At 68.8% G+C, this 26,324-nt stretch carries 29 protein-coding genes and 1 tRNA gene; 6 read left to right on the forward strand and 24 right to left on the reverse strand.

The features are described from left to right. The first annotated feature begins 50 nt into the window (after positions 1-50). Entirely contained in the window at positions 51-1,121 is a 1,071-nt protein-coding gene (locus AB7E03_RS09705; protein ID WP_489941211.1) for an ABC transporter permease, read from the forward strand. Then, complete coding sequence (locus AB7E03_RS09710; protein WP_489941212.1) at positions 1,118-1,810, forward strand: ABC transporter ATP-binding protein; 693 nt, start codon at positions 1,118-1,120, stop codon at positions 1,808-1,810. The genes AB7E03_RS09705 and AB7E03_RS09710 overlap by 4 nt, the downstream gene beginning before the upstream one ends. A 21-nt stretch (positions 1,811-1,831) precedes the next feature. On the opposite strand, the gene AB7E03_RS09715 is transcribed toward AB7E03_RS09710, so the two are convergent. From AB7E03_RS09715 to AB7E03_RS09730, 4 genes are all read right to left on the reverse strand, one after another. Next, complete coding sequence (locus AB7E03_RS09715) at positions 1,832-4,096, reverse strand: glycoside hydrolase family 3 N-terminal domain-containing protein (protein WP_489941213.1); 2,265 nt, start codon at positions 4,094-4,096, stop codon at positions 1,832-1,834. A gap of 135 nt (positions 4,097-4,231) precedes the next feature. Next, positions 4,232-4,657 carry a VOC family protein gene (locus AB7E03_RS09720; RefSeq protein WP_489941214.1) on the reverse strand — a complete coding sequence of 142 codons (426 nt, stop codon included), beginning with the start codon at positions 4,655-4,657 and terminating at the stop codon, positions 4,232-4,234. A 282-nt stretch (positions 4,658-4,939) separates the two neighbouring features. Further along, complete coding sequence (locus tag AB7E03_RS09725; protein ID WP_489941215.1) at positions 4,940-5,473, reverse strand: hypothetical protein; 534 nt, start codon at positions 5,471-5,473, stop codon at positions 4,940-4,942. Positions 5,474-5,824: 351 nt separating this feature from the next. After that, a tRNA-Ser gene (locus tag AB7E03_RS09730) sits at positions 5,825-5,914 on the reverse strand. Between the two features lie 87 nt (positions 5,915-6,001). Between AB7E03_RS09730 and AB7E03_RS09735 the strand changes: the two genes are divergently transcribed. Beyond that, complete coding sequence (locus AB7E03_RS09735) at positions 6,002-6,793, forward strand: SGNH/GDSL hydrolase family protein (protein ID WP_489941216.1); 792 nt, start codon at positions 6,002-6,004, stop codon at positions 6,791-6,793. Here AB7E03_RS09735 and AB7E03_RS09740 read toward each other — a convergent pair. Then, complete coding sequence (locus tag AB7E03_RS09740) at positions 6,779-7,708, reverse strand: alpha/beta hydrolase (protein WP_489941217.1); 930 nt, start codon at positions 7,706-7,708, stop codon at positions 6,779-6,781. The two genes, AB7E03_RS09735 and AB7E03_RS09740, sit on opposite strands and share 15 nt — an antisense overlap. Positions 7,709-7,847: 139 nt before the next feature. Here AB7E03_RS09740 and radA point away from each other — a divergent pair, with 139 nt between their 5' ends. Both radA and AB7E03_RS09750 read left to right on the forward strand, forming a co-directional pair. After that, the gene (gene radA / locus AB7E03_RS09745) at positions 7,848-9,212 is read left to right on the forward strand and encodes a DNA repair protein RadA (RefSeq protein ID WP_489941218.1); all 1,365 of its coding nucleotides are present in this window, start codon (positions 7,848-7,850) and stop codon (positions 9,210-9,212) included. 71 nt (positions 9,213-9,283) lie between these two features. Further along, the gene (locus AB7E03_RS09750; protein ID WP_489941219.1) at positions 9,284-9,658 is read left to right on the forward strand and encodes a YciI family protein; all 375 of its coding nucleotides are present in this window, start codon (positions 9,284-9,286) and stop codon (positions 9,656-9,658) included. Here AB7E03_RS09750 and AB7E03_RS09755 read toward each other — a convergent pair. The 4 genes from AB7E03_RS09755 to AB7E03_RS09770 form a co-directional block, all read right to left on the reverse strand. Then, entirely contained in the window at positions 9,645-10,271 is a 627-nt protein-coding gene (locus AB7E03_RS09755; RefSeq protein ID WP_489941220.1) for a hypothetical protein, read from the reverse strand. The two genes, AB7E03_RS09750 and AB7E03_RS09755, sit on opposite strands and share 14 nt — an antisense overlap. Positions 10,272-10,334: 63 nt before the next feature. After that, positions 10,335-10,853: an amino-acid N-acetyltransferase gene (locus tag AB7E03_RS09760; RefSeq protein ID WP_489941221.1), complete on the reverse strand. Its 519-nt coding sequence runs from the start codon at positions 10,851-10,853 to the stop codon at positions 10,335-10,337. Between the two features lie 86 nt (positions 10,854-10,939). Beyond that, the gene (locus AB7E03_RS09765; RefSeq protein ID WP_489941222.1) at positions 10,940-13,462 is read right to left on the reverse strand and encodes an ATP-dependent Clp protease ATP-binding subunit; all 2,523 of its coding nucleotides are present in this window, start codon (positions 13,460-13,462) and stop codon (positions 10,940-10,942) included. 131 nt (positions 13,463-13,593) lie between these two features. After that, positions 13,594-14,025 carry a hypothetical protein gene (locus AB7E03_RS09770; RefSeq protein ID WP_489941223.1) on the reverse strand — a complete coding sequence of 144 codons (432 nt, stop codon included), beginning with the start codon at positions 14,023-14,025 and terminating at the stop codon, positions 13,594-13,596. Between the two features lie 49 nt (positions 14,026-14,074). Between AB7E03_RS09770 and AB7E03_RS09775 the strand changes: the two genes are divergently transcribed. After that, complete coding sequence (locus tag AB7E03_RS09775; RefSeq protein ID WP_489941224.1) at positions 14,075-15,049, forward strand: pirin family protein; 975 nt, start codon at positions 14,075-14,077, stop codon at positions 15,047-15,049. A gap of 9 nt (positions 15,050-15,058) precedes the next feature. Here the strand turns inward: AB7E03_RS09775 and AB7E03_RS09780 are convergent, their stop codons facing one another. The 15 genes from AB7E03_RS09780 to folE all read right to left on the reverse strand — a co-directional run bounded on the left by AB7E03_RS09780 (position 15,059) and on the right by folE (position 26,315). Then, positions 15,059-15,286, reverse strand: coding sequence for a hypothetical protein (locus AB7E03_RS09780; RefSeq protein WP_489941225.1), 228 nt, complete (start codon positions 15,284-15,286; stop codon positions 15,059-15,061). A gap of 11 nt (positions 15,287-15,297) precedes the next feature. Then, positions 15,298-15,756 carry a hypothetical protein gene (locus AB7E03_RS09785; protein ID WP_489941226.1) on the reverse strand — a complete coding sequence of 153 codons (459 nt, stop codon included), beginning with the start codon at positions 15,754-15,756 and terminating at the stop codon, positions 15,298-15,300. Further along, positions 15,753-16,046, reverse strand: coding sequence for a hypothetical protein (locus AB7E03_RS09790; protein WP_489941227.1), 294 nt, complete (start codon positions 16,044-16,046; stop codon positions 15,753-15,755). Before AB7E03_RS09790 ends, AB7E03_RS09785 begins: the two co-directional genes overlap by 4 nt. Before the next feature lie 275 nt (positions 16,047-16,321). Then, on the reverse strand, positions 16,322-17,785 hold the full coding sequence (gene cls / locus AB7E03_RS09795; RefSeq protein WP_489941228.1) for a cardiolipin synthase: 1,464 nt from the start codon (positions 17,783-17,785) through the stop codon (positions 16,322-16,324). A gap of 62 nt (positions 17,786-17,847) precedes the next feature. Continuing rightward, positions 17,848-18,021: a hypothetical protein gene (locus AB7E03_RS09800; protein ID WP_441781087.1), complete on the reverse strand. Its 174-nt coding sequence runs from the start codon at positions 18,019-18,021 to the stop codon at positions 17,848-17,850. A 33-nt stretch (positions 18,022-18,054) separates the two neighbouring features. Next, positions 18,055-19,599, reverse strand: coding sequence for a lysine--tRNA ligase (gene lysS / locus AB7E03_RS09805; RefSeq protein WP_489941229.1), 1,545 nt, complete (start codon positions 19,597-19,599; stop codon positions 18,055-18,057). A 41-nt stretch (positions 19,600-19,640) separates the two neighbouring features. Beyond that, on the reverse strand, positions 19,641-20,513 hold the full coding sequence (gene panC, locus AB7E03_RS09810; RefSeq protein WP_489941230.1) for a pantoate--beta-alanine ligase: 873 nt from the start codon (positions 20,511-20,513) through the stop codon (positions 19,641-19,643). Positions 20,514-20,552: 39 nt separating this feature from the next. Further along, complete coding sequence (locus tag AB7E03_RS09815; RefSeq protein WP_489941231.1) at positions 20,553-21,392, reverse strand: Rossmann-like and DUF2520 domain-containing protein; 840 nt, start codon at positions 21,390-21,392, stop codon at positions 20,553-20,555. Further along, positions 21,392-23,080 (reverse strand): PH domain-containing protein, encoded by a 1,689-nt coding sequence (locus tag AB7E03_RS09820; RefSeq protein WP_489941232.1) that lies wholly within the window; start codon positions 23,078-23,080, stop codon positions 21,392-21,394. Before AB7E03_RS09820 ends, AB7E03_RS09815 begins: the two co-directional genes overlap by 1 nt. Further along, the gene (locus tag AB7E03_RS09825) at positions 23,077-23,562 is read right to left on the reverse strand and encodes a PH domain-containing protein (RefSeq protein ID WP_489941233.1); all 486 of its coding nucleotides are present in this window, start codon (positions 23,560-23,562) and stop codon (positions 23,077-23,079) included. The genes AB7E03_RS09820 and AB7E03_RS09825 overlap by 4 nt, the downstream gene beginning before the upstream one ends. After that, a complete protein-coding gene (locus AB7E03_RS09830) occupies positions 23,546-24,025 on the reverse strand; it encodes a DUF3180 domain-containing protein (protein ID WP_441781081.1) in 480 nt (159 codons plus the stop codon). The genes AB7E03_RS09825 and AB7E03_RS09830 overlap by 17 nt, the downstream gene beginning before the upstream one ends. Beyond that, the gene (gene folK / locus AB7E03_RS09835; protein WP_489941234.1) at positions 24,022-24,564 is read right to left on the reverse strand and encodes a 2-amino-4-hydroxy-6-hydroxymethyldihydropteridine diphosphokinase; all 543 of its coding nucleotides are present in this window, start codon (positions 24,562-24,564) and stop codon (positions 24,022-24,024) included. Before folK ends, AB7E03_RS09830 begins: the two co-directional genes overlap by 4 nt. Continuing rightward, positions 24,561-24,944 carry a dihydroneopterin aldolase gene (gene folB, locus AB7E03_RS09840; RefSeq protein ID WP_489941235.1) on the reverse strand — a complete coding sequence of 128 codons (384 nt, stop codon included), beginning with the start codon at positions 24,942-24,944 and terminating at the stop codon, positions 24,561-24,563. The genes folK and folB overlap by 4 nt, the downstream gene beginning before the upstream one ends. Further along, the gene (gene folP / locus AB7E03_RS09845; RefSeq protein WP_489941236.1) at positions 24,937-25,740 is read right to left on the reverse strand and encodes a dihydropteroate synthase; all 804 of its coding nucleotides are present in this window, start codon (positions 25,738-25,740) and stop codon (positions 24,937-24,939) included. The genes folB and folP overlap by 8 nt, the downstream gene beginning before the upstream one ends. Beyond that, the gene (gene folE / locus AB7E03_RS09850; protein ID WP_489941237.1) at positions 25,737-26,315 is read right to left on the reverse strand and encodes a GTP cyclohydrolase I FolE; all 579 of its coding nucleotides are present in this window, start codon (positions 26,313-26,315) and stop codon (positions 25,737-25,739) included. Before folE ends, folP begins: the two co-directional genes overlap by 4 nt. Positions 26,316-26,324 lie beyond the last annotated feature (9 nt).

The raw sequence follows: 26,324 nt of genomic DNA on the forward strand, positions 1-26,324 counted from the left end.
GACGGAACAGTGGAGGCTGTCGCCGCTTCGGCGGCAAGAAAGGACACGTCATGTTCGTCGCGCTCCGCGACCTCCGCTTCGCCCGGGGCCGGTTCGCCCTCATCGGCACGGTGGTCGCGCTGATCACCGTCCTGGTCGGCTTCCTCAGCGGCCTCACTGGAGGACTGGCCACGCAGAACATCTCCGCAGTCGTGCAGCTTCCGGCCGATCGTCTCGTCTTCTCCGCTCCGCCCACGGGAGGCGACGGGCCGACGTTCGCAGACTCGACCGTCACCGAGCGGCAGGCCGAGACCTGGGCGGCGACGGAGGGTGTCACCTCCGTTCAGCCGATCGGGATCACCCAGACCCGGGCCGAGGCCGGCGACTCCCGGACCGCGATCGCGGTGTTCGGAGTGAAGCCGGGCTTCGACCGCGGCTCTCCGTCGCAGAACGGATCCGTCAGCCTGTCCACGGCGGCGGCCACGAGCCTTGACGTGCGAGCGGGCGACACCGTGACCATCGCGGGCACGGAGTTCACGGTCGCGGCCGTGCACGGCGACGCCTGGTACAGCCACACCCCGGTGGTCGCGATGACTCTCCAGGATTGGCAGCAACGCGTCGCAGCCGCCTCCGGCTCGGACGCCTACGCCACCGTGCTCGCCGTCCGCGGTTCACCCGACTGGAGCGCCGTGGAGTCGCGCACCACGACCGTGTCCACCAGCATCCTCGGATCACTGACCGCCCTCAGCGCCTTCCGCTCGGAGATCGGCTCCCTGCTGCTGATCGTCGCTCTCCTGTTCGGAATCTCCGGCCTGGTCATCGGCGCCTTCTTCACCGTCTGGACCATGCAGCGGAAGGGTGACATCGCCGTGCTCAAAGCACTCGGTGCCAGCACCCGCTCGCTCGTCCGGGATGCCCTCGGTCAGGCGCTCATCGTGCTCGTACTCGGGATCGGCCTCGGGATCGGCGTGGTCAGCCTCTTCGGCGCCCTCGCCGGGACCGCTCTGCCGTTCCTTCTGAGCCCGCTCACCACGGTGGTCCCCGGCCTGATCATGATCGCGCTCGGCCTCGCCGGCGCCGCCTTCGCACTCCGTTCGGTCACCTCCGCCGATCCCCTCACCGCACTCGGGAGCAACCGATGATCCAGCTCAGCAACGTCACCCTCACCTTTCCCGACGGCGACAGCCGCATCACCGCCGTCGACCACGTCAGCCTGACCTCCCGGCCGGGAACCGTCACCGCGATCACCGGACCGAGCGGCTCGGGCAAGTCCACCCTCCTCGCCGTCGCGGCCACCCTGATCCGGCCGGACTCCGGGAGCGTCCTCATCGACGACATCGACGTGGGCCGTCTCACACCCGCGGAGGCGACGACCCTGCGGCGGGAGAAGATCGGCATCGTCTTCCAGCAGTCCAACCTGATCCCGTCCCTCACCGCCCGCGAGCAGCTGGAGGTCATGAACGAGCTCGGCGGCCGGTCGACCCGCCGCCGTCCCGAGGTGAAAGAGCGCGCCGACGAGCTGCTCGGCGCGGTGGGACTGGGTGATCACCGGGACAAGCGACCGCACCAACTGTCGGGCGGGCAGCGCCAGCGGGTGAACATCGCGCGCGCCCTCATGAACGGGCCGAGCGCTCTGCTGGTCGACGAACCCACCAGCGCCCTCGACCAGGAGCGGGGTGCCAGCATCATCGACCTCATCCTGAGACTGACCGACGAGCTCGACACGTCCACGCTGCTGGTCACCCACGACACCGCCCACCTCCCGAGGATGCATGGAGTGATCCACCTCGTCGACGGGAAGCGGCGGGACAGCCTGCCGGCCACCGCGTGATCTCGGCGGTGGCCGGCGGAGCTAGCGCGAGAACACCAGCCAGTTGACGTTGACGAACTCGTTCGCGGCGCCGGTCCCGGTGCCGACGAAGCGCAGGTACACGCGGTCGGTGCCGGTCGGCGCGAGGGCGAGCGGGACGCTCTTCGTCACCCAGCGCTGCCATCCGCCCGTCGAGGCGACGGGGATACGGGCAAGCACCGGCCCAGCCGGGGTGCCCGTGCGCACCTCGATCGTTCCGGTCGCGGTCGCACCGGATGCGAGCCGAACCGAAACCGTCTTGGGGGCCGTGCCTCCGAAGTCCACGTCGAACCACCCGGCGAAGTCGCCATCGGCAAGGTGGGCGAGCGCGCGCCCGCAGTCCGTGTCGGTGCAGCTCTCCGTCGACGTGCCGCGCTGATCGTCGTAGTAGACGGCGCCTATCGTGTCGTACGCCGACTGACCGGTCGTGGGATGAAGCCCATAGCCCGCAGAGAAGAGGGCGTTCTGCCCGTCGCCCGCGTTGATGGGTTGCTGTCCGGCGTCGTGCATCCACGTGACGGGCAGCGTCCCGGTCGCCCGAACGCCGCCGTACAGGATGTCCGCGACGCCGGCGCCTTCCGTGCCGGGCAGCCACGCCTCGACCGCAGCGCGGACGGAGCCGAGCTGCTCATCGATGTCCAGCGGGCGTCCGCTCAGCAGCACGAGCGTCACGGGCACACCGGATGCGGCGACGCGATCGATGAGCGCCCGGTCCGACGCACTCAACCGCATGTCACCGGTGTCGTCGCCTTCGTACTCCGCGTACGGTCTCTCGCCGACCACGACGACGGCATCGTGATAGCTGTCGTCGATGCCCGACCCGTCGGGCGAGTAGGTGACCGTGGTGCCGGGGGCCACCGCCGCGCGGATGCCGCCGAGGATCGTGGTTCCCGGCTCGATCGGACCGAGCGAGCCCTGCCATCCCATCGTCCATCCCCCGGACTGCTGGCCGATGTCGTTGGCCCCGCTGCCCGCGACGAACACCTTGCTCGCGCTCCTCGGCAACGGCAGGAGTCCTCGGTCGTTCTTGAGTACGACCGTCGACTCGGCGACGGCCTGTCGTGCGAGCGCGCGGTGCGCAGCCGACCCGACCTGGTTCGCGAGGGAGCGATCGGCGTAGGGATGCTCGAACAGCCCCTTCTCGAACTTCTTGGTGAGGATGCGCGAGACGGCGTCGTCGATGCGTGCCCTCGAGACGCGCCCGGCGTGCACCTCGGCCACCAGCTCGGCGTGGAACTGCGCGTACTCGTCGGGCACCATGATGAGGTCGATGCCGGCGTTGACGGCCGTGCGGACGTCGTAGGCCGAGAGCGTGGTCTTGTCGCCATCCAGATAGTCCACGCCGCCGTAGTCGGAGACGAGGATGCCCGAAAAGCCGAGCTCCTTCTTCAGGACATCGGTCAGCAGATACTTGTCCCCGTGGAGCCGCGCACCGTTCCAGCTCGAGTAGCTCACCATCACGGCCGAGACTCCACGGCGCACCGCCTCGCTGAAGGGAGGCAGGTGGATGGCCCGCAGGCCGGCCTCGCTCAGCTGCGTGTTGCCGCGGTCGTCGCCACCGGTCGTCCCGCCGTCGCCGACGAAGTGCTTGGTCAACGCCATGATCGAGTCCGGTGCCGACAGCGACGAACCCTGCTCGCCCGTCACCATGGTCGTCATAGAGGAGACGAGGGCCGGATCCTCGCCGAACGACTCGTACGAGCGGCCCCACCGGTCGTTCCGGACCACGGCAACCGTCGGCGCGAAGTTCATGTCGATGCCGAACGCGCTCACCTCCTGGGCGACGGCATGGCCGATCCGCTGGGCGAGCGCCGGGTCGTGCGTCGCCCCGAGACCGATGTTGTGCGGAAAGATCGTCGCGCCGTACACGTTGCCCGCGCCGTGCACAGCATCCATCGCGTAGAGCATCGGGATGCCCAGGCGGTTACGCAGGGCGGCCTTCTGGAAGCCGTCGTACATGTTCTCCCAGCCGGCCACGGTATTGCTCGCCGGCGCAGACGTGCCCGCCGAGAACCCGGCACCGACCATACCGCTCGCGAGTCCGTCATCCGACAGCCAGCGGCGCTCGATGAGCGTCATCTGGCCGATCTTCTCGTCGAGTGTCATACGGCCCAGGAGGTCGGCCACCCGCGTCGCGACGCTCTTGCTGGGATCCTGGTACGGCAGGGGCGCAGCGTTCGCCGCCGTGGGAACGCCGACGAACACGGCGGCGCCGACGAGAGCGGCAGCCATGGCCGCGACGGTTCGGGGATGCATCCGGATGTTCACGTTCGGCTCCTCTGAGGATCGACAATCGTGTACTCAGCGCCTTTGCCGGATTGGGCGCGACGTTAGCAGGCAGGGCCCGTCGCGTGGAAGGGGCACGAGCGCCTGAGCCGTCGCGTAGCGGACGTGCGGTCGGCCCTACTGCAGGTCGAACTCGTTCCCCTCCGGATCTTGCATCTGGTAATAGTGCTCCGTCACCGGGCCCCACTGCTGGTGGATCAAGCGCACGACCGTTGCGCCGAGGGCTACGAGACGGTCCTTCTCGGCGTCCAGCTCCTCATCCGTCGGTGGGCGTCCCTGAACCGCCTGCACGTCGAGGTGGATGCGGTTGCGCCCCTCCTTCGGGCGGTCGGCGTGGTGGAAGTACAGCCGCGGGCCGCTCCGGTCCTCACTCTCCGCCAACGCGCGCTTGGCGAGCTGCTCCTCGGTGAGCCCGCCGGCCAGCAGCGACTCACGGAACTCGCCCTCAATTCGTTGCGGCGGGTAGCGGAACACCGCCGCCCAGAAGTCGGACAGCGCCTGCGGGTCGTTGGCGTAGAAGACGATGTTGCCGAGTGTGGCCATGAACTGAATCCTCTCGGGGCGAGTGGCGGTGGTCCGATCATGCGCCTGACGACGGGAGGTGTCCATGACGACCACGAGCCCGGAGCAGTAGCGCCGACCTGATCCGGCTAGGACATTCGTAGCGCGGACCAGCCGACGGCTCACAGCGTCGGCCCTAGTAGCCATCCTCTTCAAGTCCAGGTTCCATCTGCCATCAATCGAGTCAGGTAGGTTGCACAGCGATCAGGCATTCCCGTGTCGTACTCCCCGTCACACTCACCGCCCATTCAGTGCGTTTCGACCCTATTCATCGCGCTCACGCAAGACCGCGCCTGCTAGCTCGCGGATCTTGGCCCAGTCACTAGAACGCGTGATCGCGTCGAGAGTCCATTGAGACTGATCGCTCCTGTCGCGCAGCATCGCAAGCCAGTCATCGAGATCGGCCAGCCTGAGCATGAAGTTCCTGTCCCTCGACGAACTCGAGAGGAGAACCATCGCAGGTCGAAACAGTCGGTCGAACTCGATCGCAAGATCGTCTGCACCCGCGTCCGGCCCCATCGATGCGAGAACCGCGAGCTGAACAGTAGGGCTCGCAGCGAGGGCGCGAACAGAGTCTGTGAGCCTGACCAACAGCTCATCCGCGGGTTCGACGTCACCTAGCCTCACCGAAATCAGGGCCTGCGTGACCCCGCTGGCAGGCTCAGAAACTTCAACCTCCAGCCCACCATCCGGGTAGACCTCGAGCACGTAAGCAATCGTGTCGATCGGCGCACCGCTCGATCGGTACTGATCGGAAATGAACCGGACTCGGTCATACGGTTCGATTGGTGTTGTCACTAGGCGAACCCACTGAAAGGAGTATTCAGGGTGATCGAACCATCTCCCTGAAACCAATCCAACACCGGGTCCATCGCGGCTCTCCTCCGACCCCAGAAAGGTATCGAACAAAGAAGCCTGCGAGCGAGCGGCAGTGGGCCATCGCTAGACGGCTCGCCTTGATTGCGCTCCTGTCGGACCAATCGGTAGTGAAGCTCCCAGCGCTGCGTTTGTCGTCGAGTCGATGTGCAAGCCGCTTCCCACCGAATCGACTAGTCCAGCGAATGTAGTCAAAATGTGGTCAAGCGCTTGTTCCGACGAGCGAAAGCCCCCGGATTCCTTCTAAATGCTGGGATCGCGGGGGCTTGCACGTGGCGGTACCGGTGGGATTTGAACCCACGGTGGGCTTTCACCCACACAACTTTTCGAGAGTTGCACCTTCGGCCGCTCGGACACGGTACCGCGGACTATCGTACGCGATTCGTCCGGTCGTCTCCAATCGGCTGGGAGGCCGTGGCGGGGTCGGTCGTCCGGGGTACTGTTCCCTCCATGAAAGCTCTCCGACGCATCCTCGCCGCCACCGTGGGTGTCGCCGTCAGCGCCGTCCTCGCGGCCGTCGGGTGGCGGCGCATTCAGGCGAAGCGGACCTCGGTCGCGGAGGGACGCGTGCGCCTGAACGAGTTGCTTCCGGTGCACTCGAAGTGGTGGCGGGATGCTGCGAAAGACCCGGGCGAGCTGCTGTATGTCGCGCTCGGCGACAGCGCGGCGCAGGGGATCGGCGCGTCCGCCCCGAAGAACAGTTACGTCGGCGTCATCGCCGACCACCTGCGCGCGGTGACCGGCCGCTCGGTGCGCGTGGTCAACCTGTCCGTCTCCGGCGCGACGGTCGCCCTGGCGGTGGCCGACCAGCTCCCCCGCTTCGCGACCCTGCAGCCCGACATCGTGACGGTCTCCATCGGCGCCAACGACATCGCGTCCTTCGACCCTGAGCGCTTCCGGGCGGGGCTGCGAGCGGTGTTCGCGGCGGTCCCCGACCATGCGATCGTGGCCGACCTGCCCTACTTCTACCTTCCCTGGAACGAGCGGCTCGTCGCCGAGGGCAACCGCATCCTGCGCGAGGAGGCGGCGGCGCGCGGGCTGGAGGTGGCGCCGCTGCACGCCACCATGCGGCGCCAAGGCATCCGCGGGGCTTTCACGCAGTTCGCCGAAGACCTGTTCCACCCGAACGACCACGGCTACCGGGTGTGGGCGTCGGCCTTCCTTCCCGCCGTCACCGCACGTGCACGCGAACTCTTCCCGCGGCACGGCGAGGCCGTGGAGCAGGAGTCACTCAGCGCCTGACGTGCGCGGCGCCAGGTGCGAGAGCATCCGCCCCCACGCGGGCACGACCGCGAGATGACCGACGCCCGGGACCACCTCCATCCGGGCATCCGGCAGGGCCCTCTGATACCAGGCCGCGTGCGCGTGGCCGGCGAGGGCATCGGCCTGACCGGCGATGATCAGGGTCTTCGCCGTCACGTCCCCCAACTCGAACCCCCACGGGCGCGCGGTGTAACTCAGGATGTCGCCGGCGACACCGCCCGTGCCCTGACGGAACGCGTCGGTGAGCATCCGGCCCAGGCGATCGCGAACGCCCGGTCGGGCCAGGACCTGCTCATCCACCAGGCCCGCGCCCAGCGCCTCGAGCGGGACCTCGTCCGGCTCGGAGGCCGCGCGGACGGCGTCGGCCTGCGGCTGCAACATCGCGCCCAAGCGGCTCATCGCCTCGTCCGGCGCCATCGCGCCCAACTGGTCGGAGAGCGCCTGCAGTTCCGGATCGATCCACGGGACCGCCTCGTTCGGCGCCGGCGTTCCGACGATGGCGACGCGGTCGACGAGCTGTGGATGCCGCGCTGCGACGGCGAGCGCGACCCGTCCGCCGGCCGACCAGCCCGCGACCCCGACCGTCCGCGGCCGCGTCACGCCGATCACGCTCTCCGCGACGACCACCGAACGGATGTAATCGGCGATGTCGTCGGCCGCCTGCACGATGCTCGGCCAGCTGCCCGCCGGCCACGGGTCGCTGGAGCCGTAGCCCGGCCTGTCGATGGCGACGATGTGCGCCCGGCGGTCGGCGGAGGCGTCGGGGTCCGGATCGAACACGGACGAGCCCGGTGCCGGGTGGCAGAAGACGACGAGACGCTCGGCGTCCGGGTCGCCGAGACCGGTGAGCCCGAGCACGCGGCCGGAGCGAAGAGTGAAGGTGCGGTCAGCCATGCGGCCCATTCTGCACGTGACCGCCGACGCGCAGAAGTGCTCACCGCTCGGCCGCCGCGCAGGATCTCCACAGTGCGCCGCGATCCTCCCTCCGATGACGGTGGCTCCCCGTAATGTTGAGCCCGATCGAGGAGGTGCCGTGCCGAAAGCGTCTGTCAACTACCGCTGTTCCGACTGCGGGTGGTCCACTGCCAAATGGGTGGGCCGCTGCCCGGAATGCCAGGCGTGGGGCACGGTCGCCGAGACGGCGCAGCCGACGGGTGTCCTCCGCGCGCTCAAGCCGGTGACGATCGCTGCGGGCCGCGAGGCTCGGGCGATCACGGACATCCAGCCCACCGACGGCGCCCACCGACGGCCCAGCGGAATCGGCGAGTTCGACCGGGTGCTGGGCGGCGGGATCGTGCCGGGAGCAGCCATCCTGCTGAGCGGCGAGCCCGGGGTCGGCAAGTCGACCCTGCTGCTCGAAGTGGCCTCGCGGGCGGCGAAAGCACGCAACCGGGTTCTCTACGTCAGCGCCGAAGAGTCGGTGAGCCAGGTGCGGATGCGCGCCGAACGGACCGGAGCGGTGCACGACGAGCTCTTCCTTGCTTCCGAGACGGATCTGGCGACGATCATCGCGCAGATCGACGCGGTCGATCCCTCTCTCGTGATCGTCGACTCGGTGCAGACCGTCTCCAACAGCGCGAGCGAAGGTCTGGCGGGCGGTCCGAGCCAGGTGCGCGAGGTCGCCAGCGCCTTGATCCGGATCGCGAAAGAACGCGACCTCCCTGTGCTCATCGTCGGGCACGTGACGAAGGACGGCTCGATCGCCGGCCCCCGGCTGCTGGAGCACTTGGTGGATGTGGTGTGCCAGTTCGAAGGCGACCGGCAGACCGCGCTGCGGTTCATCCGGGCGCTCAAGAACCGCTTCGGCCCGACCGACGAGGTCGGCTGCTTCGAGATGGCCGGCGACGGCATCGCCGAGGTGCCCGACCCCAGCGGACTCTTCCTCAGCCGCAACACCACGCCGGTCTCCGGCACCTGCGTCACCGTGGCGATGGAGGGACGGCGGCCGCTGCCGGTCGAGGTGCAGGCACTCGTCGTGGGCACCACCGCGCCCAACCCACGGCGCGTCACCAACGGTGTGGATGCGTCCCGCGTCGCCATGCTGCTGGCCGTCCTCGAACGCCGCGCCGGCATCCGGCTGGGCGACAAGGATGTGTACGTGTCGACCGTCGGCGGCGTACGACTGACCGAGCCCGGCGCCGACCTCGCCATCGCTCTCGCCATCGCATCGGCGGCGACCGAGCGGGCCATCCCGCACACCCTCGCCGCCTTCGGGGAGATCAGCCTCGCCGGCGAGATCCGGCCGGTCGTCAGCGGCAAGCAGCGCACGGCGGAGGCCGCACGACTCGGATTCGTCACGCGTGTCGACGACCGCAGCGCGTCGGTGCGCGAAGCACTCCGGCTGGCTTTCTCCGCGGGCACGACCGAGCGTGAACGCGAACTCGACGCCGCCTTCTGAACAGCTAGTCGAAATACAGTCGCGCCAGACGACGACCTGATGACGACATCCTCAGATCGGAAGGAACAGCCATGCCGCAGTACGCCATCCTCATCTTCAGCGACACCACCGCCGAACACGACGCCGCAGAACTCGCCGAACACGACGAGCACGCGGACGACCTGATCCGCTCGGGCGCCCTCACCGCCGCCTACGCGCTCCGAAGCCCCGCAGCCGCCCGCTCCATCCGCGGAAGCGGCATCACCGACGGCCCCTACACCGAGAGCAAAGAGCTGATCGCCGGCATCGGGATCATCGAAGCGCCCGACCTGGATGCGGCGCTCGCCCTCGCGAGCCGCAACCCGGCCACCCGCCACGGCGCGGGCGTCGAGGTGCGCGAGATCGAAGGCGCCTACGTCCGAGGCACGGGCGCCGCGGACCACGCCACCGACGTCACTGCAGGATGAACTGCTTCGTCGCGGAACTCTTGATACCCGAGACGGTCGTCTCGAGGTGGTACGACGCCCCGGCCGCCGGAACCTGCTCCCGGTTCCCCTGACACGTCGACGGGTCTGAGCGCGTGCGGTCCCACGTGATCGGCGCCTTCGACGAAATCGTCTTGGCCGGCTGGAGCAGCACCTCGGCATCCACCTTGTCGCTCTGGCAGTCCGTCGACTTCCAGTACACCTCGGCGCCGCTGGTGATCGTGAACAACTGCTGCGCGGTGCCGGCGTCGATCGTGCACGCCTTCGACCCGGTGTTGGTCAGCGCCACCGACAGCTGCGGCAGCTCCCCCGCCGCATAGACGTCCTTGTCGGTGACCGCCTCGACCTTCACGTCGCCCGGCTTGCACGGCTGGCCGTCGGCCGAGGCGCTGCTGGTCGGGATGCTCGTCGCCGCGGCCGGCGTGTTCGTGCTCGCGGGCTGCTTCTTCGACGGTTCCCCGTTCGAGGCTCCGGGCCGGACGAAGATGAGCACGATGATGACGACGACGGCGATCACGCCGAGCAGGACGATGAGCCTGCGGCGCCAGTACACGCTGCTGGACTGGGGGCCGACCGGATTCTTGAACGTCGACATGCCCGCACTATAACCAGCGTCCGACCGTGCGCCGGGCAGGCGCGCGGTCGCCCGTATCAGCGCTCAGAGACGCTTCAGCATCCGGGTGTTCCCCAGGGTGTTCGGCTTCACCCGGGCCAGATCCAAGAACTCTGCGACGCCCTCGTCGTGGGAGCGCAGCAGCTGGGTGTAGACCAGCGGATCGACGGTCTCCGCCCCCATGTCCACGAAGCCGTTCCTGGCGAAGAAGTCCACCTCGAACGTCAGGCAGAACAGGCGGTCGAGGCCGAGTTCTCGTGCATCCCCTTCGAGCCGGTCGAGCAGAGCGTGACCGATGCCCTTGCCGAGCCACTCGTCGGAGACCGCAAGCGTGCGCACCTCGCCGAGATCGCTCCACATCACGTGCAGCGCCCCGCAGCCGATCAGCTCGCCGGACGCATCCTGGGCGACCCGGAACTCCTGCACGGCCTCGTACAGCGTCACCATCTCTTTGCCGAGCAGGATGCGTCGCTGCACGAGAGGCTCCACGAGCTCCTGGATGCGCGGAACGTCACTCGTCCGCGCGCGCCGGATGCTGAACCCTGATCCGCTCTCGCCGTTCACCATCCCACCCTATCGAGACGGCGAAAGGGCCGGCCTCCGAAGAGACCGGCCCTGACGGTGAAACGGTGAAACGGTGAAACCGAGTGTCAGTCGTTCGCGGCGAGGTCCGGCGTCGCCGGGCCGGTGCCGATGGCGGCGGTCGCGTTGATGCCCGCTCCGATCGGCTCCTTGCGCGCGCTCGTCGTGAAGACGAACTCGCCGTCGGCGAAGTCGACGTGGACGTGGTCGCCCGAGTTGAGCTCGCCGTGCAGGATCCGCTCGCTCAGCCGGTCCTCGATCTCGTGCTGCACCGCGCGGCGGAGCGGACGGGCGCCGAGTGTCGGGTCGAACCCGACCTCGATCAGCCGCTCCTTGGCCGGGACGGTCAGCTCGATGGTCATGTCGCGGTCGAGCAGACGGGTCGACAGGCGCTTGATGAACAGGTCGACGATCTGCAGGAGCTCGGCCTTGTCCAGCTGCGGGAAGACGATGATCTCGTCGACACGGTTCAGGAACTCGGGCTTGAAGTTCTTTTTCAGCTCCTCGTACACCTTGCCGCGCATCCGGTCGTAGCCGGTCTGCGAGTCACCCTCGATGACGAACCCGACGGGGCCGCCCGAGATGTCCTTCGTGCCGAGGTTGGTGGTCATGATGATCACCGTGTTCTTGAAGTCAACCACGCGACCCTGACCATCCGTCAGACGTCCCTCTTCCAGGATCTGGAGGAGCGAGTTGAAGATGTCCGGGTGCGCCTTCTCGATCTCGTCGAACAGCACGACGCTGAACGGCTTGCGGCGGACCTTCTCGGTGAGCTGGCCGCCCTCTTCGAAGCCGACGAACCCGGGAGGGGCACCGAACAGGCGGGAGACGGTGTGCTTCTCGCCGTACTCCGACATGTCGAGCGAGATCATCGCCGACTCGTCGTCGAACAGGAACTCGGCGAGCGCCTTCGCGAGCTCGGTCTTACCGACACCGGTGGGGCCGGCGAAGATGAACGAGCCGGAGGGACGCTTCGGGTCCTTGAGGCCCGCACGGGTGCGCCGGATGGTCTTGGAGAGAGCCGAGATGGCCTCCTCCTGACCGATGACGCGCTGGTGCAGCGCCTTCTCCATGTAGACGAGTCGCGCGGACTCCTCTTCGGTGAGCTTGAAGACCGGGATGCCGGTCGCCTGGGCCAGCACCTCGGCGATGAGGCCCTCGTCGACCTCTGCCGTGGTCTTGACCTCACCCGAACGCCACTGCTTCTCGAGGCGGAGCCGCTCGCCGAGGAGGTTCTTCTCCTCGTCGCGGAGGCTGGCGGCCTTCTCGAAGTCCTGGTCCTCGATCGCGCCCTCCTTCTGGGAGCGGACGGCGGCGATCTTGTCGTCGAACTCGCGCAGCTCCGGCGGGGCGGACAGGATCGACAGGCGGAGGCGTGCGCCGGCCTCGTCGATCAGGTCGATGGCCTTGTCCGGGAGGAAGCGGTCCTGGATGTAGCGGTCGGCGAGGTTCGCCGCTGCGACGATCGCACCGTCGGTGATCGACACCTTGTGGTGCGCCTCGTAGCGGTCGCGCAGACCCTTCAGGATGTTGATCGCGTGGGGCAGCGACGGCTCGGCCACCTGGATGGGCTGGAACCTGCGCTCGAGCGCGGCATCCTTCTCGAAGTGCTTGCGGTACTCGTCGAGGGTGGTCGCACCGATGGTCTGCAGCTCACCGCGGGCGAGCAGCGGCTTCAGGATGCTGGCCGCGTCGATCGCGCCCTCGGCGGCACCCGCGCCGACGAGGGTGTGGATCTCGTCGATGAAGGTGATGATGTCGCCGCGGGTGCGGATCTCCTTGGTGACCTTCTTCAGGCGCTCCTCGAAGTCGCCGCGGTAGCGGGAACCGGCGATGAGCGAACCGAGGTCGAGCGTGTAGAGCTGCTTGTCCTTCAGCGTCTCGGGCACGTCACCGCGGACGATCGCCTGGGCGAGTCCCTCGACGACGGCGGTCTTTCCGACGCCGGGCTCACCGATCAGGACCGGGTTGTTCTTGGAGCGGCGCGACAGGATCTGCATGACGCGCTCGATCTCCTTCTCGCGCCCGATCACCGGGTCGAGCTTGTTGTCGCGCGCGGCCTGCGTGAGGTTTCGGCCGAACTGGTCGAGGATCTGGCTACCGGCCTGCGCGGTGGTCTGATCGTTGCCGCCCACCTGGACCTGCTCCTTGCCCTGGTAGCCGGAGAGGAGCTGGATGACCTGCTGGCGGACGCGGTTGAGGTCGGCGCCCAGCTTGACGAGGACCTGGGCGGCGACGCCCTCGCCCTCGCGGATCAGGCCGAGCAGGATGTGCTCGGTGCCGATGTAGTTGTGGCCGAGCTGGAGGGCCTCGCGGAGGCTCAGCTCGAGCACCTTCTTGGCGCGCGGCGTGAACGGGATGTGCCCGGTCGGCTGCTGCTGGCCCTGGCCGATGATGTCCTGGACCTGCTCGCGGACGGCGTCCAGGGAGATGCCGAGGGACTCGAGCGCCTTCGCGGCCACACCCTCGCCCTCGTGGATCAGGCCGAGCAGGATGTGCTCCGTCCCGATGTAGTTGTGGTTGAGCATCTTGGCCTCTTCCTGGGCCAGGACGACGACACGGCGGGCGCGGTCGGTGAATCTCTCGAACATGTCTACTCCTCTTACGACACCGTTGCAGGTTCGGCGTCGATACAAAGAGAGTAACCACCGCTCCCCGTCTCGCGTGGCCCTGTTCGCCGTGGGCGTGACAGGTCTCAGCAGACGTTGCGGATTGTGTTCGCTCAGCCCTGGCGGGCGGGCAGCGTGAGCGTCGAGTCGGGCAGGACGACCGTCACCTCGCCCGCCTTCCCGATGCGCTCGGGCGTGGTGAAGACCGTCGTGTGCGGCACGTAGTCGCGGGTGCAGATCCCACCGGGAGCCGGTGCGAGGGTCGCCGTGATCGTGTCGGAGGCGGTCGCGGAGATGTTCGCGACCTTCGGCGGGCACGAGGAGCTGCCGTAGAGCACGATCGCGACCTTCGCGCCGTCTTCGAGCCAGGCCACCCACGAGGCGCCGCCCGCACTGCTCGCGGGCGCCTCGACGCCCTTCGGCTCGCCCGCATAGTCCTCGAGGGGCCGGCCGGGTGCGGAGGTGCAGCCGGCGAGCGTCGCGGCGGCTGCGAGAGCGGCGACGGTGGTCAGGAGTCGGGCGGCGGTACGGGGCACGGCCACCATTCTAGGAAGCGCTGCTCCGAGCGGTCTGGCCGACGCTTAGGATGCCGCTATGAGCAACGTGGAGCGCGACCCGGCCGAGCTGGTGGCGGAGTCCGCGGTGCTCACCGACGCGCGCGTGGAAATCCTCGAGCCACGGGATGTGCCACTCGGCGGCCCGCGCGCCATGACCGTGCGCCGCACGCTTCCGCAACGGCGTCGCTCCTTGATCGGCGGCTGGTGCTTCATCGACCACTACGGCCCGGACGACGTGTCGGCGACGGGTGGGATGCGCGTCCCGCCCCATCCGCACACCGGCCTGCAGACCGTCAGCTGGCTCTTCGAGGGCGAGATCGACCACCGCGACAGCGTCGGGAGTCACGCACTGGTGCGCCCGGGCGAACTCAACCTGATGACGGCCGGGCGCGGCATCAGCCACTCGGAGGTGTCCACGCCGGAGACCAACCGTCTGCACGGCGTCCAGCTGTGGGTGGCGCTGCCCTCCGCATCCCGGGATGTCGCCCCGTTCTTCGAGCACCACACGCCCGTGCAGGGCAGCATCGGCGGGGCGACCGTTCGCACCTTCGTCGGTTCTCTCGCCCGAAGTGGCACTACCGCGACCGTCTTCTCGCCGCTGGTCGGCGCCGAGCTGCTCATTCCGGCGGGTGAGACGATCGAGGTGCCGCTCGACCCGTCCTTCGAGCACGGTGTCCTCGTGGATGCGGGCGAGCTGACCATCGACGCGGTCGACGTGCCCCTCGCGCACCTCGCCTACCTCTCCCCCGGTCGCACGAGCATCCGGCTGCACGCCGAGACCGCGGCCCGCATCGTCCTCCTCGGCGGCGAACCGCTGGGCGAGCAGATCGTCATGTGGTGGAACTTCATCGGCCGCAGCCACGACGACATCGTCTCGTTCCGCGCCGACTGGCAGGGCGAGGTCATCGCCGGAGCGGACCCGGACGGCCGGTTCGGCACCGTCGAGGGCTACGACGGGATGCCGCTCCCCGCCCCCGAGCTCCCGAGCGTGCGGCTGCGCCCCCGCGATTGACCAGCCGCACTACATCTGACGCTGCTCGGCCAGGAAGTCTTCGCGTTCCTCGACGTGCCGGGCGCGCATGGCGGCGAGGTCGTCTCCGAGGTCGGCGATCGCCTGGGATGCGGTGCGGGTGTTCTCGTCAGCTTCTTCGGAGACGTTTCGAAGGCCGGCCTGGATGGCGGGTTCGGTGACGATGTCGCGGTAGGTGGCATGTTGGTGGAAGGTTTCCTGTATCCGGCTGATCTGCAACCGGTAGTGGTTCAGATACTCCTCCGCGTCCTCGATCCGCCGTCGCGCGGTCGCGACGGACTGCTGCTGGGCGTCCTCCAGGTCGAGTGACCCACCGTCGAGAACATCGACCCAGGATGCTTACGTTCCACCTTCTCAGCGAACCTCATCGCCGCTTCCAACTGCGCCGACTGCGTCGCCAAAAACACGCCCACATCCGCGGCAACATCATGGCCATCGGTGAAGTTCGTTCCCGCATACGCGATCTCGATATGCGACAGGTCCACCAGGTTGTTCGCCACCGGAGCCACCGCCATCGCCTGGAACCCATTCCCCGCGTTCGGGGACACTTCGACGACTTCCCACTGCTGCTTGGTCTGGTCGTAGTCTGTGTAGAACCTCTCTTTGACATTCACAGGGGGCTTCCGCATCATCGGGTCGACCTTGTACACGAAATTGGCGATGGTCTCATAGTCTTCGGCGGTGGTCATCCGAGGACCTCCATCGTGCCGTCGCTGTAGTTCACTGTCACCGGCGCTGGCGCGTGCGTCGCTGGGGTGTCTGGCAACGGATCGCCTCCACCGACGCTCATTCCAAGGATCTGCTTGTATTCCTTGCCCCCGATTGTGACGACGGCGTTGACCGCCCATTCACCTGACCCGTCGATACTTCCCTCTTGGGTGAAGGTGATCACTTCCACGTCAGGCTGAAACTTGATGAATCGGAAAGCCACGTACTTCTGGTTTTCCAGGTTCTGTTTTGTGGTCGTCTTCTGCTGCAACGTGTCTCCTATCAACGAACATCCGCTAGATCCCGCCAGCACTGCGGTGGTGATTGTGAGCGCGATGGCGAGCTTTCGGACCGTCACCCAGCACGCCCGGACTACTCCTACCGTCACCCGAATTCGTTTTGCGGATGTGATCCCAGGTAGGCCGGCAGTCATAGCCATGCAGAATACTTCGTTTGTATTTGTCATGGCCTATTGAGGACATGCGGCCGCTCTCCGCCCAAGCGTGCGCGCCCTGCGGCCCCGCGACTATCGCTGCGCGGTCAGCCCTACTGCAGCGCGGAGGTCAGCCGCGCTATGTTGTCGAGCACCGTCGAACGGAGCGGCTGCTTCATCCACTCGTCGAGGGTCAGCTCGCGACTGTCCTGGCGGTAGCCGTCCTCGACTTTCCGCATCTCCTCGACGAAGGGGCGGCCGCGCACCATCAGCGAGACCTCCATGTTGAGCTGGAAGGAGCGCATGTCCATGTTGCTCGACCCGATCACGGCGACGTCGTCGTCGATCGTGAAGTGCTTGGCGTGCAGGATGTACGGCGATTTGTACATCCAGATCCGGACGCCCGCCCGCAGCAGGGCCTCGTAGTAGGAGCGCTGCGCGTGGTAGACGAGCGCCTGGTCGCCGATCTCGGAGACGAAGAGGTCGACCTTGATCCCGCGCTGCACCGCGGAGGTAATCGCCATCAGCATCGACTCGTCCGGCACGAAGTAGGGCGAAGTGATCACGATGCGCTCCTGCGCGTAGTAGAGCAGGGCGAGGAAGAGCCGGAGGTTGTTCTCGCCGGCGAACCCGGGGCCGGACGGCACGACCTGCGCATCCAGCTGGTTGTCGTCGATGTCGTCGGTGATCGGCTCCGTCTCGCGGCGGAGGAGCTCGTCTGTCTCGCTGTACCAGTCGGTGATGAAGATCGCGTTCAGACCGGCGACGATCGGGCCTTCGAGCCGGACGATGAGCTCCTTCCATTTGAGCCCGCGCCGGATGTTCGACTTCTTGTTGTAGCTGCGGTCGATGATGTTCTGCGAGCCCATGAACGCGACGCGCCCGTCGACCACCAGCAGCTTGCGGTGGTTGCGGAGGTCGGGCCGCTGGTACTTGCCCTTGAAGGGCTGCACGGGCAGCATCAGGTGCCACTTCGCTCCCATGGCAGTCAGCCGCCGCAGGGTGCGCTTGTAGTCGGGGGTGCGGAGGGACGCGATGTGGTCGAGTAGGACGCGCACGGTCACGCCGCGCTTCACCGCGCCTTCGAGCGCGTCGAACAGCGGCGCCGTGGTGTGATCGAGCGTCAGGATGTAGAACTCGACGTGCACGTAGCGTCGTGCTTTGCGGATCTCTTCCGCCATCGAGTCGAGTGAGCCCTGGTAGTCGCCGTTCAGCGTCGCCTTGTTGCCACCGACGAGTGGCATCGCGCCAAGCTTCCGGTTGAGCTCGACGACGCCTTCCAGCCATGGCGGCCACGGGTGATCACGGCGCACCCGCTCGATGCCCTCGGTGCTCTCGATGATGAAGCGGTTGATCTCCTCCTGCTTCTCCCTGCGGCGCTTCGGCAGCTTGTAACTGCCGATGAGCAGGAAGAAGAGGATGCCGATGTACGGGATGAGGAAGATCGCCAGCAGCCAGGCGGTCGCCGACGTGGGCTTGCGGTTGCGCGGGACGAAGATGATCGCGAGAACGCGGATGACGAAATCGACGAGCAGGGCGAGAACGATGGAGAGGGAGACCCAGAAACCCGTCTCCATGCACGCACCCGTCCGTCAGCAGTCGGGGACGCGGACGCGTCCCCCGGAGATACCGTAGCGGGTCAGGCCTTGGGCGCGAGGCCCCGGCGCGCGCGCTCCTGCGCCTCCAGGCGGTTGTACGCCTTGCGCTCGTTGCGGTCGGCCCGCACGATCGAGCGCATGATCGCCCAGAACAGCAGCCCGACCAGGACGGTCGGGGCGAGGGCCCAGACGATACCGCTGATGACGTCGTTCATAACGCCTCCATCGTACTGCCGCGCCCTGGGAGGCTACTTCACCAGCGGGAAGAGGATGGTCTCGCGGATGCCGAGGCCGGTCAGAGCCATCAGCAGCCGGTCGATGCCCATGCCCATACCGCCGGTCGGTGGCATCCCGAACTCGAGCGCCCGCAGGAACTCCTCGTCGAGCCGCATCGCCTCGTTGTCGCCGGCGGCCGCGAGCTTCGCCTGCTCGACGAACCGCTCGCGCTGCACGACCGGGTCGACGAGCTCGGAGTAGCCGGTCGCCAGCTCGAAGCCGCGTGTGTAGAGGTCCCACTTCTCGACGACGCCATCACGCGAGCGGTGTGCGCGCACCAGCGGGCTGGTGTCGACCGGGAAGTCCATGACGAAGGTGGGGCGCACCAGGTCGGTCTTGACGTAGTGCTCCCACAGCTCTTCGACGTACTTGCCGGGGAGCGGGTGCTCGATCTCGATGCCGGCGAGGGCTGCGAGCTCACGCAGACGCTCGATCGGGGTCTCCGGCGTGATCTGCTCGCCGATGGCGTCGGAGAGGCTGTCGTACATCCGGATGCGGTCCCACTGCCCGCCCAGGTCGTACTCGGTGCCGTCGGCCCAGGTCACGACGTGCGATCCCGAGACGGCGACCGCCGCATCCTGGATCAGGGTCTGGGTGAGGTCGGCGATGGAGTTGTAGTCGCCGTACGCCTGGTAGGCCTCCAGCATGGCGAACTCCGGAGAGTGCGTGGAGTCGGCGCCCTCGTTGCGGAAGTTGCGGTTGATCTCGAAGACGCGGTCGATGCCGCCGACCACCGCACGCTTCAGGTACAGCTCGGGAGCGATGCGCAGGAACAGCTCGGTGTCGAAGGCGTTCGAGTGGGTCACGAACGGCCGGGCCGACGCCCCACCGTGGATGACCTGCAGCATGGGCGTCTCGACCTCGAGGAAGTCGCGCTCGGTGAAGGTCCGGCGCAGGCTTGCCACGGCCTTGGCGCGGTCGACCACGGTCTTGCGCGCCTGGTCGCGGGCGATCAGGTCGAGGTAGCGGGCGCGGACGCGCGTCTCCTCGCTCAGCTCGCTGTGCAGGTTCGGGAGGGGCAGCAGGGCCTTCGCGGCGATCCGCCACTCCTGCGCCATGACCGACAGCTCGCCACGGCGGCTGGAGATGACCTCGCCCGAGACGAAGACGTGGTCGCCGAGGTCGACCAGTTCCTTCCATGCCGCCAGCGACTCCTCGCCGACCTCGCCGAGGGACACCATGACCTGGATGCGCGACCCGTCGCCCGCCTGCAGCACGGCGAAGCAGAGCTTGCCGGTGTTCCGCAGGTGCACGACGCGGCCGGCGATGCCGACGACCTCGCCGGAGCGCTCGTCGGCCTGCAACTGCTCCCACTTCGCGCGAACCGCCGGGATCGTGCTGGTCACGGGCACCTCGACGGGGTACGCGCCGCCGCCCGGACCCTCCGCCTCGGCCAGCAGTCGCTCGCGCTTCCCGAGCCGGACCGCCTTCTGCTCGCTGATCTCGTCGTCGGTGATCTCGCCCTCGCGGAGCTGGTCGGCTCCGGGGGCGGCCGCGGTGGTCTGCGCGTCGGTCATCGCTGTCTTTTCCTTGATTGAAGGCGGGCGGTGCTCCGCGGTCACGTCGTGAGGCGCTGGTTGTCGATCAGCCGGGTCGTTCCGACGCGGGCGGCGATCAGCATCAGGGCGGGACCGTGGTGGTCAGGCGACGCTTCGCGGAAGGTTTCCGGGTCGACGATCGCGAGATAGTCCAGCTTAACCGCTGGCTCGGCCTGGATGCGCGCCCGGGCGGCCGCAAGCACGGCTTCCACGCCGCCTTCTGCCGAGTCGGCGCCCGCGGCGAGCGCCTGGGAGAGCGTCACGGCCGCGAGCCGGTCGTCGTCGGCGAGGTACCGATTGCGGCTCGACAGGGCCAGCCCATCCGTCTCGCGGACCGTGTCCACAACGGCGATCGCGACCGGCAGATTCAGGTCGTCGACCATCCGGCCGATCACGTGCACCTGCTGCGCGTCCTTCTGGCCGAAGACCGCGACATCGGGTTGCACGATGTTGAAGAGCTTGCTGACGACGGTGAGCACCCCGTCGAAATGCCCCGGGCGGGAGGCGCCCTCGAACCGTGTCCCGGACTCGCCCGCGGTCACCCGCGTCTGGGAGGGGCCGTACGGGTACATCTCGGCAGCGGAGGGCGCGAAGACGATGTCCGCCAGTCCCTCCAGAGCCACCGCATCGGCCTCCAGCGTGCGCGGGTAGCGGTCGAGATCCTCGCCCGGCCCGAACTGCAGCGGGTTCACGAAGATCGAGACCACCACGACGCCCCCGAGGTCGCGCGCCTGCGACACCAGCCGCAGGTGCCCCTCGTGCAGAGCGCCCATCGTCGGCACCAGCACCACGCGTCCGGTCGGGGCGTCCGCCGGGCCGTCCTGGCGCGCGAGACGGCGCGCGTCGGCGACCCGCGCCCTCAGCTCGGCGATGGTGGTGATGATCTCTGGCATGCGCGTCCCTTCAGCCGGTGTCGTCCGGCCCGAACCAGGCTACTCGCCGCGGAGGAACCAGCCGCGTCCGTCGTCGCCGGGATCGCCCGGGTCGCCCGGGTTGCCCTGTCCCGTCCCGTCCGCGCCATCGGCCTGCAGCGCGTCGATCACAGCATCCAGGTCGAGCCGGGTGGGAGCCCCCGCCCGGGTGAGGGCGTTGTCGACCGCCGAACGGATCAGCGAGCTCAAGAAGGAGCCGGGATTCTCCACGCCGATGGTGTGCAGGAGTCCCGTCGACTGCTCGACGATCGACCGCGAGAATGAGGTGGCCGTGGCGATGGCCTCCGCGTAGGCGGCGCGGTCTGCCTCCGCCACGACCACCGGCTCGCCTCCCATCTCCACGACCAGCGCCTGCGCGATCGGGAGGACGGCGGCGGGCGCGGTCACGGCGAAGTAGCTCTCGCCGAGCCGGGCGAGGTCGAGGCTCGTCCCGGTGAACTCGAGCGCGGGATGCACGGCCAGCGGGATGGCGCCGGCCGCGGCGGCAGGCTGCAGCACGTCGATCCCGAACCCGGGCGCCGTGTGCAGCACGATCTGCCCGGGCTGCCAGGTGCCGGTCGCAGCGAGCCCCGCGACGAGGCCCGGCAGCTCGGCGTCGGGCACGGCGAGGATGACCAGTTCGCTGCGCTCCACCACGGTCGGCACGTCGAGGATGGGCACGCCGGGCAGCATCCCCTCCGCCCGCTCCCGGCTGGGCTCGGAGACGGCCGAGACGCCGACGATCGCATGGCCGGCTCCGGCGAGCGCCAGGCCCAGCACGGGGCCGACCCGGCCGGCGCCGACGATGCCGAGCCCCAGTCGTCCGGATCGCTGCGACGGCGGACGGGCGGACGGCTGCATCAGGACTCCTCGGTTCGGGGCGCGTCGAGTGGGATCGGCGCATCCACTGAGGTTCGGGATGCAGCCGGCGCGGTGTGTGGCTCATCCGGAGCGATCCGCCCCCAGCGGTGACTGCGGTCGGCGTCCGCCGCCGCCACCGCACGGGCGGAGACCTCCTCGAACAACCGGACGCCATTCGGCGCGTCGATCGCCGCCAGGCGTGGCCGCACCGGGCCGGAGACGGTGTGGAAGCGTGCCTCGGCGAGCGCGAGAGCCGCATCCAGTGGCCCCTGCTGCAGTTCGAGGCTCTGCAGTCGCGCGAGCGGCACGATCGCGAGACTGCGCCAGATGAGTCCGCGTCGCAGCAGGATGGCGTCGTCGACCAGGCGGTAGCCCGTGCGCTGCCAGGACAGCGGCCGGATCCACGCCGCGCGGCGCGGGCTGCCGGTGAACAGGTCGCGACCGCGCGACACCATCCCGGCCTCGATGATCTCGCGGTGCTCCTCCGTCACGAAGCCAGGGAGGACCAGGGACAGGACGCGCGAGACGTCGGTGGCGTCGCCGACCGGCAGCATGGTCGTGTTGGGCTGACCGGCCGCGCCCTTCTCGCGGGAGTGACCGGCGGTGTCGATGCGGATCTGCCACCAGCCGAAGGGCCTCCACAGCAGCGGCTGCAGCACCTCGACGGCGTGGATCCGACCCGGCGGAAGCGTCTCGTTGCTCGTGCTCAGGAGGCCGAAGCCGACGCGCACGCCGTCCGCTGTGCCCGCGATGGAGTACCGCAGCGACTTGGTGAAGCGGTTGATGTAGAAGCTCGCCGACCCGATGAGGCCCGGCAGCACCACGATGAGCAGCCACATCGCTCCGCTCGTCGCGCCCCAGATGAGCACAGCGACGACGATCACGACAAACACGGTGAACCCGCTGAGGAGCAGCGACCCGAGCAGGCGCAGCGGCGGGATCTTCACGACGGACTCCGGCGGCGCGGCGTTCGGATCGAGCTCGGGGGCGAGGAACTCGTTCACCCGGCGGCCGACGAGGTCGCCCACGACCGCCGTGCGGGAAGCCGCCTGTCCCGACACCTCGCCGGGCGCCGCCGACGACTGCTCGGCCGCCGCCTCCGCCTCCGCCGCCCGGACCCCCGACGCCAGCCGCAGCACGTCCCCGCGCAGGCCGTCGGCCAGCGACGACCCGAGGTACGCGAGCTGCACGTTCGCGTCGTGCCCGGCGACCGACACATCCAGCTTGGCCGCGCCGAAGATCCGCGCGATCACCGGTCGGACGACATTGATGCCCTGGATGCGGTCGAGCCGGGCCTTGCGCTGCGTCCGGAACAGGATGCCGCTGCGCACCTCGACCGCGTCGCCCGTGATCCGGAAGCTGTGCATCCGCCACGACAGGTAAAAGGCGCCGAAGCAGAGCAGGAGGATGACGGCGACGCCGAGCAGCGCCCAGCCCTCCCAGCCGTGATCGTAGATGGCGTCGAGCGGGTCGCCGGCGTACTGCGGCGTGCCGACGAAGAAGCCGATGAGCCTCTCGCGCAGATTCGACAGCACGAACCCGAAGATCGCGATGAAGACGATGCCGCCACGCAGCAAGGGCGTCGCCGGGTGGAGCCGATGCCACTCGCCGTCGGTGTAGCGCTCGGCCGCCCGCTCCGCCCGGGTGAGCGGCGGACCCGCCGGCGCACGGCCGTCCGGCCTGGTCACAGCCCCGCCCGTCTGCTCTCCGCCAATTCGACGAGCCGATCGCGCAGCTCCGCCGCCTCCGGCTCCGGGAGTCCGGGCACCATGACACCGGTGGATGCGGCGGCCGTGACGAACTTCAGGTCGGCGAGCCCGAGCATCCGGCTTACCGGGCCGCGGTTGATGTCGATCAGCTGCATGCGCCCGTACGGCACGGAGACGAACCGCTGGAACATGATCCCGCGGCGGAACAGCAGGTCGTCGTCGCGCAGACGATACCCGATCGAACGCGCGCGACGCGGGGCGATGATGAGCGCCACGATCGAGATGATCACCACGACGGCGAGGGCGACCCAGCCGAAGGCCCACCCACCGACCAGCCACAGGAAGACGGATGCGCCAGAGAGCAGCAGCCCGGTGATCACCGTGCTGGCGATGACGACCAGCACGTACTTCGGCGAGACGCGGCGCCACTCGCCGACGGTCAGGTCAATCCGTTCCGGCATGGACGCTCTCCGTACGCTCGTCGTCGTCGCCCGGGGGCAGCGTGCAGAACAGCTCGGCCACGAGCCCGGCGATCAGCAGGATCACCGAAGCAGCCGTCGCGACCGCTGTGAGGAGGATGGCGTTCCCGGCCGGGAGCACGTCGCGCGAGAGCAGGTACGCGCCAACGCCTACGCCGATGCCGGTGAGCAGTGCGCCGCTCAGCGCGCACGCCTTGGCCAGCACCACGATGCGCGTCGCCTGGAACGGGTCGATGCGGCGGACGCTACGACCGCGGACCGCGCGGCGGATCGGCACGGCGAACGCGATGACGATGATCGCGACGGCCACAAGCGTGATCGGGAGCGTGAGCGGCGGGATGAAGACGGCAAGCCCCATCCCCGCGAACGCCAGTTCGGCGAGGAAGCCGACGACAAGTCCCGCGACCCCTAAGCCGATGAGCGAGCTTGCCCGCGTGCGCTTCACGAGCGGTCCTCCCACAGCCGGACCGGATCGGTCGCGCGCGCCGCGAGGTCGGCCACCGCACCGTAGCCCGGCAGCTGCGCGTCCGGGTCGACGGCGGCCCACGGCACCAGCACGAACGCCCGCTCGTGGGCGCGCGGGTGCGGAAGAACGATCCGTGGGTCGTCGTCCGAGACGATCCCGCCGTAGTCGACGACGTCGATGTCGATCGTACGGTCGCCCCAGTGCTCCTCGCGGACCCGGCCCAGGCGGTCCTCGACCGCGTTGGCGACGCCCAGCAGGGCCAACGGCTCCAGGAGCGTGTGCACGAGGGCGACGGCGTTCACGTACGCCGGCGCCTCCTCGTCGATGCCCTCCGGCCTCAGGGCCGGCGTCTCGTACAGTGGGGAGACGGCGCGCACGTCGATCCCGGGCTCGGCGCGCAGCGCATCCACTGCGGCCTGGATGGTGCCTGCCCGGTCGCCGAGGTTGCTCCCCAGCGCCAGCACGGCGTGCTCGCCGACCCGCATGCGGACCGGCTTCCCGAGCGGCGCGGCGTTCACGGCCGACTCCGGGTGATGCGCACGGCGACATCGCCGAACGGGACGCTGATGGGTGCCTGCGGCTTGTGGATGGTGACCTCGACCGCATCCACCGGCTCATGCGCGAGCACGGTTGCGGCCACCCGCTCGGCGACCGTCTCGATCAGGTCGACCGGGTCGCGCTCGACGGCCGCGACGACCTCCTCGGCCAGCTCGCCATAGTGCACGGTGGCCGTCAGGTCGTCGCCGGACGCCGCCAGGGAGAGGTCTAGCCAGGCCGTCACATCGACGACGAACTCCTGCCCCTCGGCGCGCTCGAAGTCGAACACGCCATGGTTCGCCTGAACGCGCAGGCCGGTCAGCACGATCGAATCGGCCGGCCGCGACTGGATGCTACTCATCGCGTCCAGCTTGCCATGCCCGCACCACGTCGAGGGCGATCCGCGTCGACGGCACGTCGTGCACGCGGACGGCCCATGCCCCGGCCTGTGCAGCGAGCGCCGAGATCACGGCCGTGGGCGCGTCGCGGTCCTCGGCGGGCGCACCCTCCGGCAGCAGGGCGCCGAGGAACCGCTTGCGCGAGGCGCCGATCAGGACGGGGTAGCCCAGCGTCTCGATGTCGTGCAGCCCGCCAAGCACCTGCCAGTTGTGGTGCGCGTTCTTGGAGAAGCCGAGCCCGGGATCGAGGATGAGCTTCGCCGGATCGACGCCGCGGTTCAACAGGTCGGTCACGCGCGCGGACAGCTCGGACCGCACCTCGGCGACGGTGTTGCGGTAGACCGCTTTCGAGTCCGCCGCGTCGAGTCGGCCTCGCCAGTGCATGACGACGTACTGCGCACCGGTCTCGAGCAGCACCTCGGGCATCCGTTCGTCCGCCAGGCCGCCGGAGACGTCGTTGACGATCACGGCGCCGGCCTCCACTGCCGCGCGGGCGGTGTCCGCGTTCAGCGTGTCGACGCTGACCGAAACCCCCCGTGCCGCCAACTCCCGGATGACCGGGACGACGCGGCTCTGCTCCTCGGCAGGTTCGACCTGGCTGGCCCCAGGGCGAGTGGATTCGCCGCCCACATCGACCACGTCGGCGCCCTGCGCGACAAGCTCCAGGCCGTGGGCGATGGCGGCTTCGGGCTCGAGCCAGAGGCCGCCGTCGCTGAATGAATCCGGCGTCACGTTGAGGACGCCCATGATGAGCGTCACTCGCCGCCGCGTCCGATCAGGGCCATCAGTTCGGCCCGCACTGTGGGGTCGGTGTAGGCGCCGCGAGCGGCGACCGTCACCGTCGTGCTGCCGGTCTGGCGGGCACCGCGGGTGGTCACGCAGGTGTGGGCGGCGTCCAGCACGACGAGTACGCCGCGGGCGTCCGCACCGCGCTCGAGGGTGTCCGCGATCTGCTCGGTGAGCCGTTCCTGGATCTGCGGGCGCGCGGCGAGTGTCTCGATGACCTTGGGGATGCGGCCAAGGCCGACCACGGTGTCCCCCGGCAGGTACGCGACGTGGGCGACGCCCACGAAGGGCAGCAGGTGGTGCTCGCACACCGAGCGGAACTCGATGTCGCGCATCAGCACCGTCTCGGCCCGCCTGCCCTCCTCGAGCGGGACCGGAGCGCCGAGTTCGGCGGCGGCGTCACGACCGATTCCGTCGAAGAACTCGGCGTACGCGTCCGCCACACGCGACGGCGTTCTCTCCAGGCCCGGACGCGACGGATCCTCGCCGATGGCGGCGAGGATCTCGGCGACGGCCGCTTCGATGCGCGGACGATCGATGCCGGTCATGCCCGCGAC

Source organism: Leifsonia sp. RCC_180 (genome assembly GCF_058138205.1).